Annotated in this window: 14 protein-coding genes and 2 pseudogenes; 6 read left to right on the top strand and 10 right to left on the bottom strand. The window is 49.5% G+C overall.

Features of this window, described 5'->3' with window-relative positions; translation table 11 throughout:
• Window positions 1-83: 83 nt before the first annotated feature.
• Both HZZ01_RS12950 and HZZ01_RS12945 read right to left on the bottom strand, forming a co-directional pair.
• On the bottom strand, window positions 84-983 hold the full coding sequence (locus HZZ01_RS12950; RefSeq protein WP_179897935.1) for an alpha/beta fold hydrolase: 900 nt from the start codon (window positions 981-983) through the stop codon (window positions 84-86).
• 340 nt (window positions 984-1,323) lie between these two features.
• Window positions 1,324-2,133, bottom strand: a complete 810-nt coding sequence (locus HZZ01_RS12945) for a helix-turn-helix domain-containing protein (protein ID WP_218928191.1) — start codon at window positions 2,131-2,133, stop codon at window positions 1,324-1,326.
• A gap of 144 nt (window positions 2,134-2,277) precedes the next feature.
• Here HZZ01_RS12945 and HZZ01_RS12940 point away from each other — a divergent pair, with 144 nt between their 5' ends.
• From HZZ01_RS12940 to HZZ01_RS12930, 3 genes are all read left to right on the top strand, one after another.
• Window positions 2,278-3,183, top strand: coding sequence for a DMT family transporter (locus HZZ01_RS12940; RefSeq protein WP_370463472.1), 906 nt, complete (start codon window positions 2,278-2,280; stop codon window positions 3,181-3,183).
• On the top strand, window positions 3,180-3,974 hold the full coding sequence (locus HZZ01_RS12935; protein ID WP_179897931.1) for an NAD(P)H-dependent oxidoreductase: 795 nt from the start codon (window positions 3,180-3,182) through the stop codon (window positions 3,972-3,974). The genes HZZ01_RS12940 and HZZ01_RS12935 overlap by 4 nt, the downstream gene beginning before the upstream one ends.
• A gap of 324 nt (window positions 3,975-4,298) precedes the next feature.
• Window positions 4,299-6,236: a methyl-accepting chemotaxis protein gene (locus HZZ01_RS12930; RefSeq protein WP_008924516.1), complete on the top strand. Its 1,938-nt coding sequence runs from the start codon at window positions 4,299-4,301 to the stop codon at window positions 6,234-6,236.
• A 278-nt stretch (window positions 6,237-6,514) separates the two neighbouring features.
• Here the strand turns inward: HZZ01_RS12930 and HZZ01_RS12925 are convergent, their stop codons facing one another.
• On the bottom strand, window positions 6,515-6,946 hold the full coding sequence (locus tag HZZ01_RS12925) for a diaminohydroxyphosphoribosylaminopyrimidine deaminase (RefSeq protein WP_179897929.1): 432 nt from the start codon (window positions 6,944-6,946) through the stop codon (window positions 6,515-6,517).
• A 624-nt stretch (window positions 6,947-7,570) separates the two neighbouring features.
• Between HZZ01_RS12925 and hemH the strand changes: the two genes are divergently transcribed.
• Window positions 7,571-8,542 carry a ferrochelatase gene (hemH, locus tag HZZ01_RS12920; protein ID WP_179897927.1) on the top strand — a complete coding sequence of 324 codons (972 nt, stop codon included), beginning with the start codon at window positions 7,571-7,573 and terminating at the stop codon, window positions 8,540-8,542.
• A 312-nt stretch (window positions 8,543-8,854) separates the two neighbouring features.
• On the opposite strand, the gene HZZ01_RS21195 is transcribed toward hemH, so the two are convergent.
• The 3 genes and pseudogenes from HZZ01_RS21195 to nhaA form a co-directional block, all read right to left on the bottom strand.
• Window positions 8,855-9,136 carry a histidine phosphatase family protein gene (locus HZZ01_RS21195; protein ID WP_370463471.1) on the bottom strand — a complete coding sequence of 94 codons (282 nt, stop codon included), beginning with the start codon at window positions 9,134-9,136 and terminating at the stop codon, window positions 8,855-8,857.
• Window positions 9,137-9,188: 52 nt separating this feature from the next.
• Window positions 9,189-9,469: pseudogene (locus HZZ01_RS21190) on the bottom strand (histidine phosphatase family protein); the annotation flags it as partial.
• A gap of 460 nt (window positions 9,470-9,929) precedes the next feature.
• Window positions 9,930-11,111 (bottom strand): Na+/H+ antiporter NhaA, encoded by a 1,182-nt coding sequence (gene nhaA, locus HZZ01_RS12910; protein WP_179897925.1) that lies wholly within the window; start codon window positions 11,109-11,111, stop codon window positions 9,930-9,932.
• 270 nt (window positions 11,112-11,381) lie between these two features.
• Here nhaA and HZZ01_RS12905 point away from each other — a divergent pair.
• Window positions 11,382-12,025: pseudogene (locus HZZ01_RS12905) on the top strand (transposase); the annotation flags it as partial.
• 219 nt (window positions 12,026-12,244) lie between these two features.
• On the top strand, window positions 12,245-13,021 hold the full coding sequence (locus tag HZZ01_RS12900; RefSeq protein WP_179897923.1) for a thioesterase family protein: 777 nt from the start codon (window positions 12,245-12,247) through the stop codon (window positions 13,019-13,021).
• A 226-nt stretch (window positions 13,022-13,247) separates the two neighbouring features.
• On the opposite strand, the gene HZZ01_RS12895 is transcribed toward HZZ01_RS12900, so the two are convergent.
• From HZZ01_RS12895 to uraH, 4 genes are all read right to left on the bottom strand, one after another.
• Window positions 13,248-14,423, bottom strand: a complete 1,176-nt coding sequence (locus tag HZZ01_RS12895; protein ID WP_370463470.1) for a dienelactone hydrolase family protein — start codon at window positions 14,421-14,423, stop codon at window positions 13,248-13,250.
• 281 nt (window positions 14,424-14,704) lie between these two features.
• Window positions 14,705-15,097, bottom strand: a complete 393-nt coding sequence (locus HZZ01_RS12890; RefSeq protein WP_179897921.1) for a VOC family protein — start codon at window positions 15,095-15,097, stop codon at window positions 14,705-14,707.
• A 255-nt stretch (window positions 15,098-15,352) separates the two neighbouring features.
• Entirely contained in the window at window positions 15,353-15,844 is a 492-nt protein-coding gene (locus HZZ01_RS12885) for a heme-binding protein (protein ID WP_179897919.1), read from the bottom strand.
• Window positions 15,845-15,849: 5 nt separating this feature from the next.
• Window positions 15,850-16,254 (bottom strand): hydroxyisourate hydrolase, encoded by a 405-nt coding sequence (gene uraH / locus HZZ01_RS12880; RefSeq protein WP_179897917.1) that lies wholly within the window; start codon window positions 16,252-16,254, stop codon window positions 15,850-15,852.
• Window positions 16,255-16,364 lie beyond the last annotated feature (110 nt).

Raw genomic sequence — 16,364 nt, 5'->3', positions numbered from 1 at the left:
CTTTATCGCAGTGAGTCATGATGGTTGCATCACCCGACAGACAACCCAACCCCGACCGCGAGCGAAACACTCTTTTTCAGGCATCACATTTTTGAAGCCAGGTCAGTGAAGTGTTCCCTTATACTATCCGTTATCTCAAAAATACAATCGAGATGCGTACTATTTTCCACAACCTGACAGCTTATATTTGGATTGGTGCAGCTCCTGAAAAACTCATCCATTCGGCTTACATCAAACAGTTCATCATGCTCAGCAAGCATGATTTTTACTGGACTAGAGATCTCTCTAAGTTGCTTTTCAGGATTGCGGGGGGTGAGGGCATTAGCCATATTTACGCTATATACCTGAACAAAGTCAGGCCTCGAATTGATTATCTCACAGGGGAAATGAAGCTTTACTCCCTTACGACGCCCACAAAGAAACCCCGCACTTACTGCATTGATTATGAAGGGCCAGTGGTTAACTGATGCAAAGGGAATGGAAAAATCGCGGTTCAGATTTGATGGTGAAAAAGGGCCTAATGCAGGGGCAAGCAGGATCAGGCTTTCAACAACCCGCGATAAAGAGTGTTTAGTTAAGTAATTTATCAGCATGCCGCCGCCACTGGAGTGCCCAGGCAAGTGAATCCGGGCATCAATGAAACAGGCTCGTACATAATCAATGACGGCATCAACATTCCGCCAGATTTGATCAGGGCTTGAAGCATCTCCCCGGATCCCAGCCGAACGACCGTGCCCACGGATATCTAGAAGACAAACACAGACGGGCAGAGTGTAACTTAACTGTCGAGCAAATATTTCGTACCCCGCGTCAGAGTTAAACCCACCACCGTGGTACACGATAAGAACCTCATCTACAGTCGTTTTTGGTTTATATGCCTTGATATACAACTCATTAAGTTGCTTTTCGACGATATTTTCAGGAGGCCGTAGCAGGGAGTTGAGCTGTTCATAGCGCTCGACAAAGCGAGTAAAGTCAATCACGTGTAAATTCCTTGTTTATAAGTTTCACTGCCTGTGAAGTTTTGACATGAAGCATGCACTGATTCTGTATGTGAGGTACAGCATTTAACAAAAGTCTACTTAGCCGCAACATCGCAGCCGCCCTTTACGCGTTTCTGCGGTGCTATGTCCATTTGGAGCTGACCTGCTCCCCGTTGATAAATACACCATGATATTAGTAACGTCCGCTTCTGGCACTAAGCGGACCGAGACCGGTAGCAGGTCTGCTTAGAGCGAAAATCGGACGTTCTGCCGCAACGGAAATGGCAGCGAAATATCGGAATCAGGATTGGCTGACTTCGCGTAGACGATAATGACGCATTCAAAAGAGAGGCTGCGCGCTGCTCGCCTGACCAGGTGTTATTCCGGTCTGCCGCTGAAACATGGCAATAAACGATGACGCGCTGCTATAACCCACTTCGAAGGCCACGTTCTCCACTTTTCCGCCCTTTTCCAGTAAGTGTATGGCCTTAACCACGCGCATTCGCTGACGCCACTCGTTCAGCGGCATACCGAGCGCTTCCTGACATTTTCGGTTCAGCGTCCTTATTGTCGTGCCCGATAAGGAGGCCAGCTTTGCCAGAGGTATATTATCCGCAGGATTTTTTTCGAGTCTTTCCAGAATAACCGTAAGCAGCGGGTCATCAGAATAGGGTAGAAAATTTTTGTAACGCGTTGCGGTTCTCAGCTGGTCCCGGAGCACATCAAGGAGACGGTGATTTTGCTGTGAAAGGGGCAAGGCGAGAGGATGCATACGAAGGTGCTCAAGTATGGCAATGGTCAGTGAATTCACCTCCAGAGCACAGGGCGCTTCGGGCATGCCCTGGCAAAGTTCAGGCATCAGATAAAGTGAACAGTGGGTAGCCGAATAGCGGTTCAGCCCTTCATGTACAACCCCCGGAGGCAGCCATATCCCATAGTGGGCCGGCGCAGTAAGGTGATCGGTTTCCAGCCTGACCTCCATGACTCCGCTGAAGGAATAGACAAACTCCCCCCACGGATGTGAATGCACCGGATAAGTAGCCCCGGCGGGCATGTCAGCGACCCGGAACCACGCCGGGCCCGGCAACTCCCGCGTGAAGGGTGGCGCAATAAGCTTTTTGTTACGCATTACAGATGCCGTGAGACTCATATATTCCCCTGCTGTTTTACGCTATAAAATGTCCTTTTCAAACTATATGCCTTATCCGCGTCACTGCCATACTGAAATTTTCAGGAGAGAGACGTGACTTTAAAGCGAAAAAATGCGGACCTGCGTGCAGGCGGAATAATGACAATGCTGTGCATCATATGGGGTGTACAGCAGGTTGCCATTAAAGGCGTGGCGGATGAGATATCACCTGTACTGCAGGTTGCCCTCCGTTCAGGGATTGCCGCTCTGCTTGTGCTGGTCGTAATGACCTGCAGAAAAGAATCACTGCGTCAGTCCCGCCCATATCTGATGGCCGGATGTGTGGTGGGGCTACTGTTTGCTCTGGAATTTCTGTTTGTTGCTGAAGGGTTACGTTTTACCTCCGCATCTCATATGGCCGTGTTTCTCTACACTGCCCCCGCCTTTGCCGCTGTCGGTCTGCAGCTGTTTCATCCGGATGAGCGGCTCGTACCGGCGCAGTGGGCAGGTATTTTTGTCGCGTTTTCCGGCATTGCGGTGGCGTTTCTGTCAGGCAACAGCGGCAGCGGTGACGTGGTTAAGATGCTTACCGGTGACGCGATGGGCCTGCTGGCTGGCCTGGCCTGGGGAGCCACTACTGTCGTGGTGCGCTGTACTGCACTGAGTCAGGCTCCGGCATCACATACCCTCTTTTATCAGCTGACCGGCGCCGGGATTTTACTACTGCTTTACGCACTGTTCAGCGGTCAGCTTCATTTCAGACCGGGCGTTAACGGGAGTCTGAGCCTGCTTTTCCAGATTTTTATCGTGGGGTTTGCCAGCTATCTGACCTGGTTCAGCCTGATGAAAACTTATCTGGCCTCACAGCTCGGCGTACTGTCGTTTATGACGCCCGTTTTCGGCGTCCTGGCGGGTATGCTGTTTCTCAACGAGCAGCCTCAGCCGGGCTTCATCTGGGGCACATTACTGATTCTGAGCGGCATAGTCATTGTCAGCGGCTGGCCGTGGTTTATCACGAAATTCGGACGGCCTGCTGAGGCCCATCGTCAGTCAACAGGGAGAAATCCATGAAAGTTCTTATCGTTTTTGCCCACCCGGAACCGCAATCGTTTAACGGCGCGCTTAAAGACGCCGCCGTAAACACCCTGAACGCGGCCGGACACGATGTGCAGGTCAGCGACCTGTACCGTATGGGCTGGAAAAGCCAGCTTGATGCAGATGACATTCCCGGTGAACGCGTCGATCCCGGCTTCTTTAACGCCCCGAAAGAGCAGGAGCTGATGGAAGCCACAACCGGCGCCACGCCCGACGTGCGCGCTGAGCAGGAAAAAATGCAGTGGTGCGATCTGATGATTTTCCAGTTCCCGGTGTGGTGGTTTGGCATGCCCGCCATCATGAAGGGGTGGGTTGACCGCACGTTTACCCGTGGCTTCGCCTATAAGAGCGGACGAAAATATGATTCAGGCATCTTCAGGGGCAAACGCGCCATGATTTGCGCCACAACGGGCACCGCTTCTTCGCTTTACGAACCTGATGGCGTGGACGGCGATATCAACCATATCTTCTGGCCGGTCCATAACGGCATTTTTCATTACGCCGGTTTCGACGTTCTGCTGCCTTTTATGGCATGGATGGCGGATAATACATCGCAGGAAAACAGAGAAGCATATCTGGAGCAGTGGGCCACCCGGCTGCGTCATATTGAGCAGGAAACGCCGTTGTTTTTTCACTCCCGGGAAGATTACACCGATGAGCAGCGGCTGCGTCCGGGAATCGAGGCGAAGACCGGCTTTCAGTGGAATTCTTCTGCAGGCCAGACACATGATGCTGCTGCCCGTACATATACGCGCAACCTGAAATAATAGCGAAAACCGGTTTAAAGTTATCAGGTAATGATCGGATAGCAACGTCCGCTTCTGGCACAAAGCGGACATGAATCATGTATAAAACTCGTTAAGAGAGAAATTGATATTAACAATCTTTCCTACCTCTTATGAGGTAATTAATAACATCAACATGGGCTAATTACTGGGTGACAGGTTAGACCTTGTTGCAATTCAACCTAAACATTCCCTTTCTTACGCCTGCTATAAAGTTAATGAACAGTTAACCGATAATGATGATTAAGATGCTTTCAATCTGCATTATTTTTGTTCTTATAATAATTAATTCAGCAGGATGTAAAAATGAGTAATATTCTTAACAATATTAATCTTACCGCTAAGTTTGCAATTCTGGGCTTGTTTTGCCTTGTTCTTTTTTCAGTTCCTACCGTGCTTTTTGTGTCAGAAGGTAATAAATATATTCAGGACAAGCAGAAAGAAGTAACAGGAGTGCCTGCTGAAAACAAAATCCTTGCCCTGTTGAATCTGATACAGCGCCATCGCGCTGAAACAGCCCTCGCTATTGCGCAAAAAAATCCTGCCACCTCATCGCGTCTAAGTGTTAGAGATGACATTGTTACTATCACCGATGTCATCAAGAAAGAGATGGCGCAGACAGAAGGCAGTGCGGGTTTAATCGATAAAATTAATGGGGTGCGTGCACAGTGGGACGCGCTGCAGCAGGACATTGATGCTTCGAAACTGGATCAAACGGCCAGCCTTGACGCACATGCGCAACTCATCCGCAAACTTCTTAACACAAACCGCGACGTGCTGGATTTTTACGGTCTGTCGCTTGATTCAGATATCAGTACGTACCGCCTGATTACCAGCAATTTCTCATCATTGCCTGAGCTTACCGAAAGTCTGGGTAAAATTCGTGCGTTCGGGACTTCACTGCTTGCCAGGAAAGAAGCCGTTAGTGAGGCTGACTCTGTCCGTATGGAATCATTAATCAGCACGGGTGCCTATAATCTGGATATGTTTGCTCAGGACTCAGAGAAGCTTTTTTCGTCTGATACAGGGCTGAAGCAGAAATTCAGTGCCGATGCCGACGGGGCCGTACAGGAAGCCCAAAATGCCCTGAAAACTGCAGGTGAGTTATTTATTAGCCGCAGTATGACGAATCAGAGTCCTCAGGACTATGCCGCACTTTTTACCAGCGCGATTAACAGATTCAGCACCTACGCGATTGCGGGCGGTAATGAACTGAATGACATGCTGAACCAGCAGATTACGGACCACCGGCATGCACAGTATGGTTTGCTGAGCGTTCTTCTCTTTATGGTCCTGCTTTCTGTCGTTTTCGCATTGATTATTATCCGTTCTGTAACACGACCTATCGGTGCCGCGTCCAAGCTTGCGCTTGAAGTGGCAGAAGGCGATCTGACCGCATCTTTTTCCGTGACAGGACGCAATGAAACAGCCGGTCTGCTTAAGGCATTACTGCAGATGAGTCAGCGCCTGACGGTGACGGTAGAAAACATTAAAAGTAATGCTGTCACCATTGCCACCTCATCTGAGGAGATTGCCCGCGGTAACGGCGATCTTTCTGCGAGGACGGAAGAACAGGCTGCATCGCTGGCTGAAACAGCCGCCAGTATGGAACAACTCTCTTCGATCATCGGCAACAATGCTGAAAACACCCGCCATGCTGCAGAAATGGCCAGCTCGGCTACCAGCGCGGCATTGCGTGGCGGTCAGGCAATGGAATCAGTGCTGGGTTCCATGGAGAAAATCAGCAGCAGTGCAGGGCAGATTAAGGAAATCATTTCTGTCATTGATGGGATTGCGTTTCAGACGAATATTCTCGCGTTAAACGCGGCTGTTGAAGCTGCCCGGGCCGGTGAGCACGGTAAGGGCTTTGCGGTTGTTGCGGCGGAAGTCAGATCGCTGGCACAGCGCTCGGCTGGCGCGGCGAAAGAAATTAAAGGACTGATCGAACAGTCTGTGGAGAATGCTGAGCAGGGCATTTCGATGGCCCGGGATGCAGGTGAAAAAGTGAAGGAGAGTATGGATGCGATTGAACAGACAGCACAGCTGGTGAGAGAGATTTCATCTTCTTCAGAAGAGCAGAGTGCAGGCGTATCGCAGATAAATATTGCCGTTACTCAGATGGATCAGGTCACACAGCAGAATGCCGTGCTCGTTGAAGAGTCAGCATCGTCTGCTGATGAACTTGCAAGTCGAGCCGCTAATCTGAGGGACGCGGTTAGCGTGTTCCGCACAAACGCTGGTTAAAATTTCTGTTAAGTGCTTTTTTATATGTCTGTAAACGGCGTGCTGCCAGGCGCATTTCTTAGGCCTGTCATCTCAGTAACAGTATTCCATAAGCCATCCTACGGGATGGCTTAATTCCTTCCTTACGTAACGTTGGCACAAAGCGGACATACGTGCTGCAAGGTCCGCTATGAGCGAAAAGCGGACATTGGTAACAGTCTACTGTGTGAATCATAATGGAGCAGGTCAGAACGAACAGCGGACCTTTGGCTGATACAGTCTTGTTATGTCCACACGGCCTAGTACTTCGCCAGATAGGGAGATAGAAAATTCTCTACCTCCAGTTTACCAATGCCTAGAGTAAAGCTGACTACTGCATTTTCTAAAATTCTGAGTCCTTCTCCACGGTTTCGAGGATGCGGATCTTCCATGGCCACATAGACATGGCGTGGTTTCAGGTCAGCAAGTGTCAAGGCACAGGAAGGGGTTCTTCCTTGATAGGAGCAGGGTTCAAGTGTGACAAAGATTTCACATTCACTAATTGGAACTGTTAATTTTGAAATGGCGTCTATCTCTGCGTGATGATGACCTGGAAGTTGAGTGAAGCCTTCGGAAACCACTGCCCTTTTATGGATAATCACGCACCCTACAGGTGGATTTGGCCTGCAGCCCGGTAAGGCTTGACGTGATTTTTCAAGCGCTAACAACATGAATACTAAATTTTCGCTCATCCGTTTTTATGTCCAAATATGAAAATCATAGACTTAATATTTTCAAACCAGCCGGCATGAATGCCCATTATTTAGATTAATTGCTCGTAAGTTATGATCAATCTCTCGTAAGTTAACTCACACAAACCCTTTGATACTTCCACTCCTGGCACAAAGCGGACGGTAACAGCGCATATTTTGTCCGCAATGAGCGAGAGGCGGACATTGCTAACAGCGTTCTGTAAGCATTAACAGGTAGCAGGCCAGTCGCCTTCATCACTTATACGCATAAAAAGATAAAGCCTAAGGCATGCTTCTGCGCGGGCATCCAGATGCGGTTTTTCTCACCTCCTCCAGCCAACCAACCCCACACGCCGACTCCAATAATGACGTCGTGTAGCCCCGCACCGGTTAAATCTGACGATAGAGAAAGTAATGTTTTTACTGATGAAATGTCCTAAAATCATGACCATTGAGTCAAAGCGATGGCTGCAATCAGATTCATAGCATCATAAGCCGTGAAACAGTAAATCTGCATTTCAATGACTTCTGTAAAATGAGGTCAAATTGAGGCCTTTAAGATAAGCTGCTACGGAGTGACTGACATGAGTGAATTAGTGACAATGGCTTTGAGGGCCCCACCTAATGACGAATAAACAGGGTGTTTTGATTGTTAACCTTGGAACACCAAAAGAACCAACGCCTGTTGCGGTAAAGAAATTTTTATCTAAATTTCTGCATGACTACAGAGTGGTCGACTTACCGAGAATCATTTGGTGCCCCATTCTACATGGCGTGATTATCCCATTACGTGCAAAACGAGTGGCGAAATTATATTCTTCGATTTGGATGGAGGAAGGTTCTCCTCTCATGGTTTACAGCGTCAGGCAAGCCCGTGCGCTTGAAGAAGTGACAGGTATGCCCGTTGAGCTGGGGATGAGTTATGGCGAGCCGAGTATAGGTGGTGCAATTGACAGGCTACTGGAAAAAGGCGTCGATAAAATTATCGTCATTCCTTTGTATCCGCAGTTTTCATCTTCGACCGTTTCTTCCGTTTGGGATAGTGTGAGTCGTCACCTGCAGGTAATGAAGAACCGGTATACACCCTCTATAAATTTCATCAATGACTATGCCGATCACCCTGCCTACATTGAAGCGTTAAGAGCATCCGTTCAGGCATCTTTCGAAGCTAACGGCATTCCAGATGCATTGTTGATTTCATATCATGGTATACCGGTCAGGTTTGTCAAAGAGGGGGACCAATACCCTCAAAGATGTGAGTTAACGACAAAATTACTCATTGAAGCAATCAATATGCCGTCATTGAAAATAGTGATGACGTTCCAGTCAAGATTCGGCAGAGAGCCATGGTTAACGCCTTATACTGATGAGACGATTAAAAATCTACCGAATGAAGGAATAAAAAGCCTGCATGTCATCAGCCCTGGGTTCGCATCAGACTGTTTAGAAACCCTTGAGGAGCTTGATGAGCAGAACAGGGAGATTTTTATGCATGCGGGGGGTACATCCTTTACGTACATACCGGCGCTTAATGATAAGCCGATTCATATCGAGATGCTGCGACAACTTGTGGACCTTAATCGGTTTCAGGCATGATTTTCACTCTCTTGTGGGCAGGATGTTGCAGGTGTCAACATTCATAGTGAAACCAGAAGTGGGCCCTCCCGGACATGTATTTGATACGTGCCGGGACGGCGTTATAGGGGCCGCTGGAAAACTAGCGACTCCCGCTGCAAGCACCTGTCTTGTGCGTGGGTATGAGTCATTATTCAGGGGCAAGTCAGCTATGAGCGAAAAGCGAGCGTTGTACTTAAATCATGATAGCTTTGACTGAATGACTGAATGACTGAATGACTGAATGACTGAATGACTGAATGACTGAATGACTGAATGACTTAAAGGTAACGGTTATTCCAGGAGACGTAAATGTGTAGCAATTCCCCACCTGAGAGTGTCACATATGCCATTATTCAGGTGGAAAACGGAGTAACTCGCGTTGGGTTGTCCAAACCTGTGAAAATCATCCACAGCTCCACTTTTTAGAATCGCAAGCAAGCCCTGAATGACCTGCCCGTGAGACACAATACATATTGTTTGATGATGTCGTTTTTTTCCAGATTGGATAAAAAATGCATAATTCGCTGCGATGCATGTGAGAGAGACTCCCCCCTGGCGGACAATACTCTGCATCAAGTTTGAATAACGCCTTTGCAGCGTCCGGATTGTGTTGCGAGAGCTGTACGGTTGTCATGCCTTCAAAGTCACCAAATGCCTGTTCTTTCAGAGCCAGTTCAGCTATCAGTGAGCAACCAAAGCTCTCGGCCAGGCTCTGCCCCATGTGCAAGGCACGGCCGAGCGTAGAAGCGTAAACACATTCTACCTGGTAATCACTCGCTGCAAACGCTGCCAGTAAGGTTGACGTTTGGCGCCCCCCCGAAGAGTCAATGCGCTATCACTATGGCCCTGAATAATACCTTTCACATTCCACTCTGTTTCAGCGTGTCGAACAAGTATCACTTGCATCATTAAAGGGCCATAAATGCTGTTGATTTAAGTACCAAAATAAACTCATGCCATTAATATGCAAGGATTTTTCTACTCTGGACGGAAAGCAGAAACACGTGCAGATGAAAATTGTTCTGTTCAATCTCAGGAGTGATGCATTGAACGAAGTTAACGTCCGCTTCTGGCACAAAGCGGACTAACACGCGAGCCAATGTCCGCTATGACCGAAAAACGGACTTTATATTTATGGCAACTGAAACAGACCAATAAGGCATTTTGTTAAGTTAAAATGGCTATCAGGTTGCAGGTGCGAAGGCGGTGAATAATCACTTATCATTGCTTGTAGAGTACGCTCAGTCATTGCGTAATAGTATTCATCTGCAGAGCACTTGAAGCTCGTTGCACATAAAAACACGCAAGCGATAGGACTTGAAGTCTGAGCGGTACAATGCCCTGTACCGCTCAGATAACTGGCAGATTAACGCACTGGTGAAGCACTGCTGAAACGTAGAATCAGCATCCCTGCCACCACGGCCAGAAGTGAGCCAGCAAGCACGCCAACTTTAACCTCATCTATCAGTAGCGTATTGCCCGCAAAAGCCAGATTGCCGATGAACAGACTCATCGTAAAGCCAATGCCGCACAGCACAGAAACGCCGTAAACCTGCGTCCAGCTGCTGTTATCCGGTCGGCGCGCCAGCCCCAGGCGTACAGCCAGCAGTGACAGGCCGAAAATCCCGATCTGCTTGCCTATGAAAAGCCCCAGAGCGACACCAACCGGCACGGATGAAAGCAGGTCGTCCATCGTCATTCCTGAAAGCGCGACTCCGGCATTGGCAAAGCCGAACAGGGGAAGAATAAGAAATGTTACCCAGGGATTGATGGCGTGTTCCAGCCGGTCCAGTGGTACTTTATTATCCCGATCTTTCTTCCGTAGTGGGATACAGAACGCCAGTACAATGCCAGCAATGGTTGCGTGAACCCCGGACTGCAGCATGAAGAACCAGAGCAGACAGCCTGCCGCGAGGTATGGTAGCAGGCGAGTCACGCCTGCGCGGTTAAGTAAAAACAGCAGTATGACCATCATCGTAGCGGCACCAAGCATGATGAGTGAGATGTCGCTGGTGTAAAAGAGCGCAATAATGGCAACGGCACCCATGTCATCCAGAATAGCCAGCGCAGACAGAAAAACTTTCAGTGAGGAAGGTACGCGGCTGCCAAGCAGCGCCAGTACGCCAAGCGCAAACGCAATATCGGTGGCGGCCGGAATAGCCCATCCTGCCAGGGCATCACCATGACCGACGTTGAAGCCAGTGTAAATCAGCGCAGGTACAACCATTCCACCAAGTGCAGCAAAGCCCGGCAGCGCGCGCTGACTCCAGGTAACCAGCTGCCCCGTCAGCAGTTCACGTTTGATTTCCAGCCCGACCATCATGAAAAAGACAGCCATCAGGGCGTCATTGACCCAGTGCTCAACAGACAGTCCGCCTGCCTTTAGCTTTAGCAACGACTCATAACTCTCATGCAGCGTTGAGTTCGCCACAATAATGGCAGCAAGGGAAGCAAGTATCAGAACGATGCCGCCCGCGATCGGCGAGCTGAAAAAGTCGGACACAGGCTTTATGACCTTTCCGGCCACTCCTGTAGATTGTTGCGTCATATAAAATTTCCCAAAAGCGCTGGCAACAGAAAACAGACAGATACCTCCCAATCATCTGATTATTTATCGGAAAAATAATAAGTAAATTCAGTAGGTTGTGATGAAATCCAATTGCCATTATTTTATCATTTTACTGACCTGGCATCCCTGCAGAGAGGTAAATTAAAGTAAAGAAAAAAGCATCCTGGATGCCGGAATAAATAGCAGCCAATTAAGAAAATAATTCGCTATTCTTTAAGCGTTTCCCTGTCATTCATGGCTGCTGTATCGGGAGGGTGGAAAGTGCCACCACTTCACTCCCGGCGGACGTTACTGGAAGCGCATGATCACTTGCGAGCTCAATGGCGTGAGCGGGAAGAACGCGCTGACAGCCCGTCAGCTGCTATCCTGGATTCACAGTCGACTCGTAGTTCTCATCAAGGCGGTGACAGCTGCTGTGACGCAGGCAAAAAAGTGAAGGGGCGTAAACGGAGTTTGGTTGTCGGTACATTGGGCCTGCTGCTGGCTGTAAGTATCAGTGCTGCAAGCGTGCAGGCTCTCGACGTGGCCAATGATGCGGTGGCGTAATCGAAGGAAAAACATCCGTCACTGAGCACGCTCTTTGTTGATAGTGCGTAAGCAGTTGATGGGCACAGCGCCACCATCAACTGCACGCTATCGATTTTCAAGTCACCCGTGGCCCGAATGACAGAAGAACAGGGCAATGGCACTCTAAACAAGGCGATCTATTTTCAGTGGGGCCTGTTCAGGCTGGATTTGTGGTCATGCACAAGCGATGGGTAGTGGAGCGAACTCATGCCTGGAATGAGAGGGCTCGGCGACAGATCATGCATCACGATCGTCTTTTTGCGGTAAGCGAGGCATGGGTTTGGTTGGCCGAGGCTCGAATACTCGCACGCCGACTCACGACATGATTTTGTCTACACCTTCCCAGATGTCCGGCCAACAATAAATATGACTATCTCGTTTTCGGTATAAATAAAAAATAATTCATGATCCTGAGCAAAGTACTCCATTAGAGTGGTTGGGAATCGTGGGTGGCTTTGATGGCGAGGTGGGAAATGAGGGGTAGTATTCCCCCTAGTGATGTATTACGCCACGAGCCTAATCTCAACCAACCGAGGACGCACTTCATGCATTCCCTAACTGACATTATCACTGGTTTCGATCCTTCAGTACCTTTTCACGTTCCGGCAGGCTGGTTTCAAGGACGTACCGTTTATGGTGGTCTTTCTGCCGCACTAGCACTTCAGACCGTTGTTCATTCTAAGCCTGATTTACCCCCCATCAAGACGATGCAGGTGACTTTTGTTGCTCCAGCGACAGGTGAGTTGACGTTTGCTTCGAAAGAACTGCGTAGTGGCAAGTCCCTGACTTCTATAGGAGCTGACTGCCTGGCCGGAAACTCAGTGGTACTTCACACTACGATGCTGTTCGCCCAAGAACGCGAAAGTCAGATAGCCCACGAACAAGTCCCGCGACCATCTGTAAAAGCTCCCCTGCACTATCCAGAAGCAGTGCGTGACCCCAGGTTTGTTCCCGCCTGTGCTTTCAATTTTGAAATGCGCCCGGCCGGTGGTTCAGAAGTGATCTCCGGCGCAAAAAATCCAGAGTTGCTCGTCTGGGTAAAACATTTGAGTGCTGACGGTGTGCATCCTGCTGTAGCACTTGTGGCACTCGCCGATGCGTTGCCGCCTGCAGCTTTTACTGCGTTTACCAAGCCTGCACCCATAAGCTCAGTTTCGTGGACTATCGATTTCGTTCGCCTGGCCTTGCCAGGCGGATGGTTCTTGCTGCGATCTATTAGTCGTTGGGCGGCGCATGGTTATTCTTTACAAGATATGGAGGTGTGGGACGAGCAGGGGAACTTGATCATATTGGGACGCCAGACCGTTGCAATTTTTGCTTAGGAGGGGAAAGGGATAGTACCCGGCGGCAATCGAGCGAGGACGTCCGAAAGGACGTCCGGTTTTAGACATGCCATGGAGGCTATTCATACAAAGGAGTGAAAGCTTAATTTATTTTTTCTACACCCTCTAAATTTAGTCAGATAAACTATTCATCCGGGTTTGCAACGTCCGCTTCTGGCACAAAGCGGACGTCAAGCCTGGGTAGTTTATGATGAAGTGGCGGCTTTCAGTCCTGAACAACTGCATTGTTGACAGCGTAAATCCGACATTTTCCCCATGTGTTCTTCAGATGTTTCTGGCAATTTCTGAGTGCAGTCGCTGCGGCTTCCGGGGCTGAGCGCGCCCAGTAAGATACTCCCCAGTCTCCTGAGGAATCCATAGCAAATGCTTTTTCATACAGCTGCGCAGATTGATATTCTCTGAATGCTGACGTTCCCGCTGCGTTATTAAGGGAAGGGGGGAATGGCATTTTTTTCCTGCTGACCGCAACTTCCTCCCGATATGGCAATCCCTTTTCACGAAGAAATTTTGCCACCGGACCCCACCAGAAACTTTCGGGAGCGGATTCCATAAAAACATGGCCATTAATCCCATAAGGTGGCATCACGACAAATCTCCCCGACCCCCCTGCTGACGCGTAACTGTTAAAAAAAGAAATGCCTGTAAGAGGCGGGAATAACCTGTCATTCAGTGAATAGAGCCAGAGTGAGGGTGCGTGTGAAGCGGCCCCCATAGCAGCGAATGTTTTCAGCAAGCCCGCTTTGTCACACACTGACGCGTTGTCTGCAGCACCTCGTCCTCCGTCGAAGTTAATAATGGCTTTAATACCGGATGGCCGTCCAGCACCGGCGGCCAGTACGCCAAATCCACCGGCTGACATTCCTGCAAGAATCGCCTCATTGCGGGATGCCCATGGCTGGAGCCTGATAGCGCTGAGCGCACCCAGCAGGTCTTCAGTGTCCCGTTTCTTTGCCAGATCATGCTGCGGCCGCACACAGGTCCCGCCTGTATACTCGGCCCCACCGCTTGAATAACCATAACCCTCCCTGAGTACGACAACTGCAGCGTAACCATGGCGAGCGAACGTCAGGGCCGTACCCGACATTCGGTTAGGATTCATTTCCCAGCGATCGAATTCAGCCGTACCCACTGTGCCATTGGTGATCAGCGCGACAGGCCAGCGTTTAAATCCGGCCGGCCGGGTAACGAAGGCATCAAGTAAAGCAGGTTTACCGTCCGGCAGTGTGACGCTCAGCATCAGAGGTTCTCTGATGAGACCTTCAAACTGCTGATTTTCTTTAACAGAATCAGCGGCAACAATAGTGGTATGTACCGTAAGCCATGTACAAAGAAGAAAAAGAAACCCACCTGATGGCTGCTTTAATGATGACGATATAAACACGCGGCCCGGCCTCGCTTACTGGGGTGTGAAAAGTCAAGTTAGCGCGATAATGTGTCGGCCAGTACTGTTGAGCGGAATAAATTCCTTAACCAATTATTACTGAGGCTGTGAGGATGACGTGTTCAAAGAGGCGGCTACGCTGACAAGCAATGAACACTAAAACCTACCCTGCAATGTCAGCTATGAGCGAGATGCGGACGTCAAAATGATAGTGACAGGGAAGTTCTGCCATATTGAACGTAACAACCCTATTGCGCTCCGACTTCAGTTAATGGAGAAAGCTATACAATGCTCTCCAATAGCTGCTTTGCCAGAAGATATTCATAACTGGTCAGCTCAATCTTATTATCGCTAAGATCGTTAAAGTACACGGACATAGATACATCGTGATCGCATACGGTAAACGGGATGCCTTTAGCGTTGAGAGCAGGCACAAAACTGAGAAACGCAGCCGCTTCTACGGCGAAAGCCACCGTATGCCCGGGATGCTGATTTTTCCTGAGAAACAGGGAAAGTGATGCGCCGTTATTTCTGATAACTAGCGGCCCTCCCTGCTCAAACCAGAAGTACAGCGAGTCGTCGCGGGAAAAGCCAGGAACCTCCTGGTACCAGCGTTCTGCCAGTTCAATGTTCCCGACGTAGACGTGTATGTGGTCAATCTTCGTTATCTTCATAGTCGCCTTCCTGATTGTTATTACCAAAGAGACTCTCTTAGTCATTTTTGATAAACAACCCACCAGGCACATGACAACACTCGATTTACCATAAGATCTCATCGATGGCGGCTTCCGATATTCAACATAGAAGTCGTTTATAACGTCCGCTTTTGGAACATAGCAGACGTTTCGGCGGCGACGTATTTGAACAGCACGGGGAACTGCTTCTTCCCCATGTCTGGCAGGAATATATCCGCCACGCGTTCATCATGATTACGGTTGCTTGCTGTTACCCAGCACTTTGTTAATCGCTTCGGTCCCACAGTGATCGTCTGACTCCGCGCCACCGGTGCCTGCCATGCCAATAGCGCCGATCCACTGGCCGCGATACTGCACGGGAACACCACCACCAAGCAGCAAGAGTTCATTAACCGTATTCAGGTTGACGCTTTCCGGTGATGATTGCGCTTTTATGGTCAGTTGTCTGGTCGGCGTTTTGGTGGAGAGCGCAGTAAACGCTTTTCGCCAGGCTGCCTGGGTGTTGTGAGGACCCACGTTATCGTCCCGCATCAGCGTGACCAGGTTTCCACCCCGATCCACCACGGCGACTACGCCCTGACGATGCATATTATGGCAGGCGGACAAGGCTTCCGTTGCCAGTTGGTTACTCAGCGCCTGCGTCATGTCATAGACGGAGGCTGGTTCAGCAGCGAGCGCCACGGCAGGTCCGGTTGTCAGCATCAATGCTAGCAGTAAACGTTTCATTTATTTCAGCTCCCGCGATAGGTGGAGTAACCGTACTGGCTCAGCAGCAACGGAATGTGATAGGTGGTATTGGTGATATGGAACTCCACCGGGATTTCGGGGAAAAAGCTCTGCTGATGATGTACCACAAAATAGTGACCGGTTTTAAAAATCACCCGATAATCACCCGCTTCAAAAGGCTTTGCTGGCCAAAGGGCATCAATCCGACCCTGCTGGTTGGTATTGGCAGTATTCAGTACTTTCCAGCTTTCTCCCTGTTTCTGTTCAAGCATCACCTCAACCTCTGAGGCCGGAAGGCCGGTTTGCTGGTTCAGCACATGAACGCTCAGCGGATTTTTACTGGCTGCGAAACTGACCGCGGGAACGGCAAGCAACGCAGCGAGGGCCAGGGCAGTGAGGTTCTTTTTCATTTTTTAATACTCCGGTGTTAATCACCCCGCTGTTATACCGGTACGGTTGTTCGTTCTGCCTGACAGAAAGATGACCATATTGTCATCTGGCGCTGAAACGCTGGGGCGGT

The sequence above is a fragment of the Pantoea sp. WMus005 genome (assembly GCF_013415305.1).
In the GTDB taxonomy this organism is placed as follows: domain Bacteria; phylum Pseudomonadota; class Gammaproteobacteria; order Enterobacterales; family Enterobacteriaceae; genus Pantoea; species Pantoea rara.
The sequence above is the reverse complement of the archived record's forward strand: the minus strand, read 5'-3'. Positions and strand labels throughout refer to the sequence as shown.

What these genes read in the sequence shown, in the direction of transcription:
- HZZ01_RS12945 (WP_218928191.1), bottom strand. Translation starts at nt 2,133, where the DNA reads ATGAGTCTCACGGCATCTGTAATGCGTAACAAAAAGCTTATTGCGCCA.
- HZZ01_RS12940 (WP_370463472.1), top strand. Translation starts at nt 2,278, where the DNA reads ATGCTGTGCATCATATGGGGTGTACAGCAGGTTGCCATTAAAGGCGTG.
- HZZ01_RS12935 (WP_179897931.1), top strand. Translation starts at nt 3,180, where the DNA reads ATGAAAGTTCTTATCGTTTTTGCCCACCCGGAACCGCAATCGTTTAAC.
- HZZ01_RS12930 (WP_008924516.1), top strand. Translation starts at nt 4,299, where the DNA reads ATGAGTAATATTCTTAACAATATTAATCTTACCGCTAAGTTTGCAATT.
- HZZ01_RS12925 (WP_179897929.1), bottom strand. Translation starts at nt 6,946, where the DNA reads ATGAGCGAAAATTTAGTATTCATGTTGTTAGCGCTTGAAAAATCACGT.
- hemH (WP_179897927.1), top strand. Translation starts at nt 7,571, where the DNA reads ATGACGAATAAACAGGGTGTTTTGATTGTTAACCTTGGAACACCAAAA.
- HZZ01_RS21195 (WP_370463471.1), bottom strand. Translation starts at nt 9,136, where the DNA reads ATGCAGAGTATTGTCCGCCAGGGGGGAGTCTCTCTCACATGCATCGCA.
- nhaA (WP_179897925.1), bottom strand. Translation starts at nt 11,111, where the DNA reads ATGACGCAACAATCTACAGGAGTGGCCGGAAAGGTCATAAAGCCTGTG.
- HZZ01_RS12900 (WP_179897923.1), top strand. Translation starts at nt 12,245, where the DNA reads ATGCATTCCCTAACTGACATTATCACTGGTTTCGATCCTTCAGTACCT.
- HZZ01_RS12890 (WP_179897921.1), bottom strand. Translation starts at nt 15,097, where the DNA reads ATGAAGATAACGAAGATTGACCACATACACGTCTACGTCGGGAACATT.
- HZZ01_RS12885 (WP_179897919.1), bottom strand. Translation starts at nt 15,844, where the DNA reads ATGAAACGTTTACTGCTAGCATTGATGCTGACAACCGGACCTGCCGTG.
- uraH (WP_179897917.1), bottom strand. Translation starts at nt 16,254, where the DNA reads ATGAAAAAGAACCTCACTGCCCTGGCCCTCGCTGCGTTGCTTGCCGTT.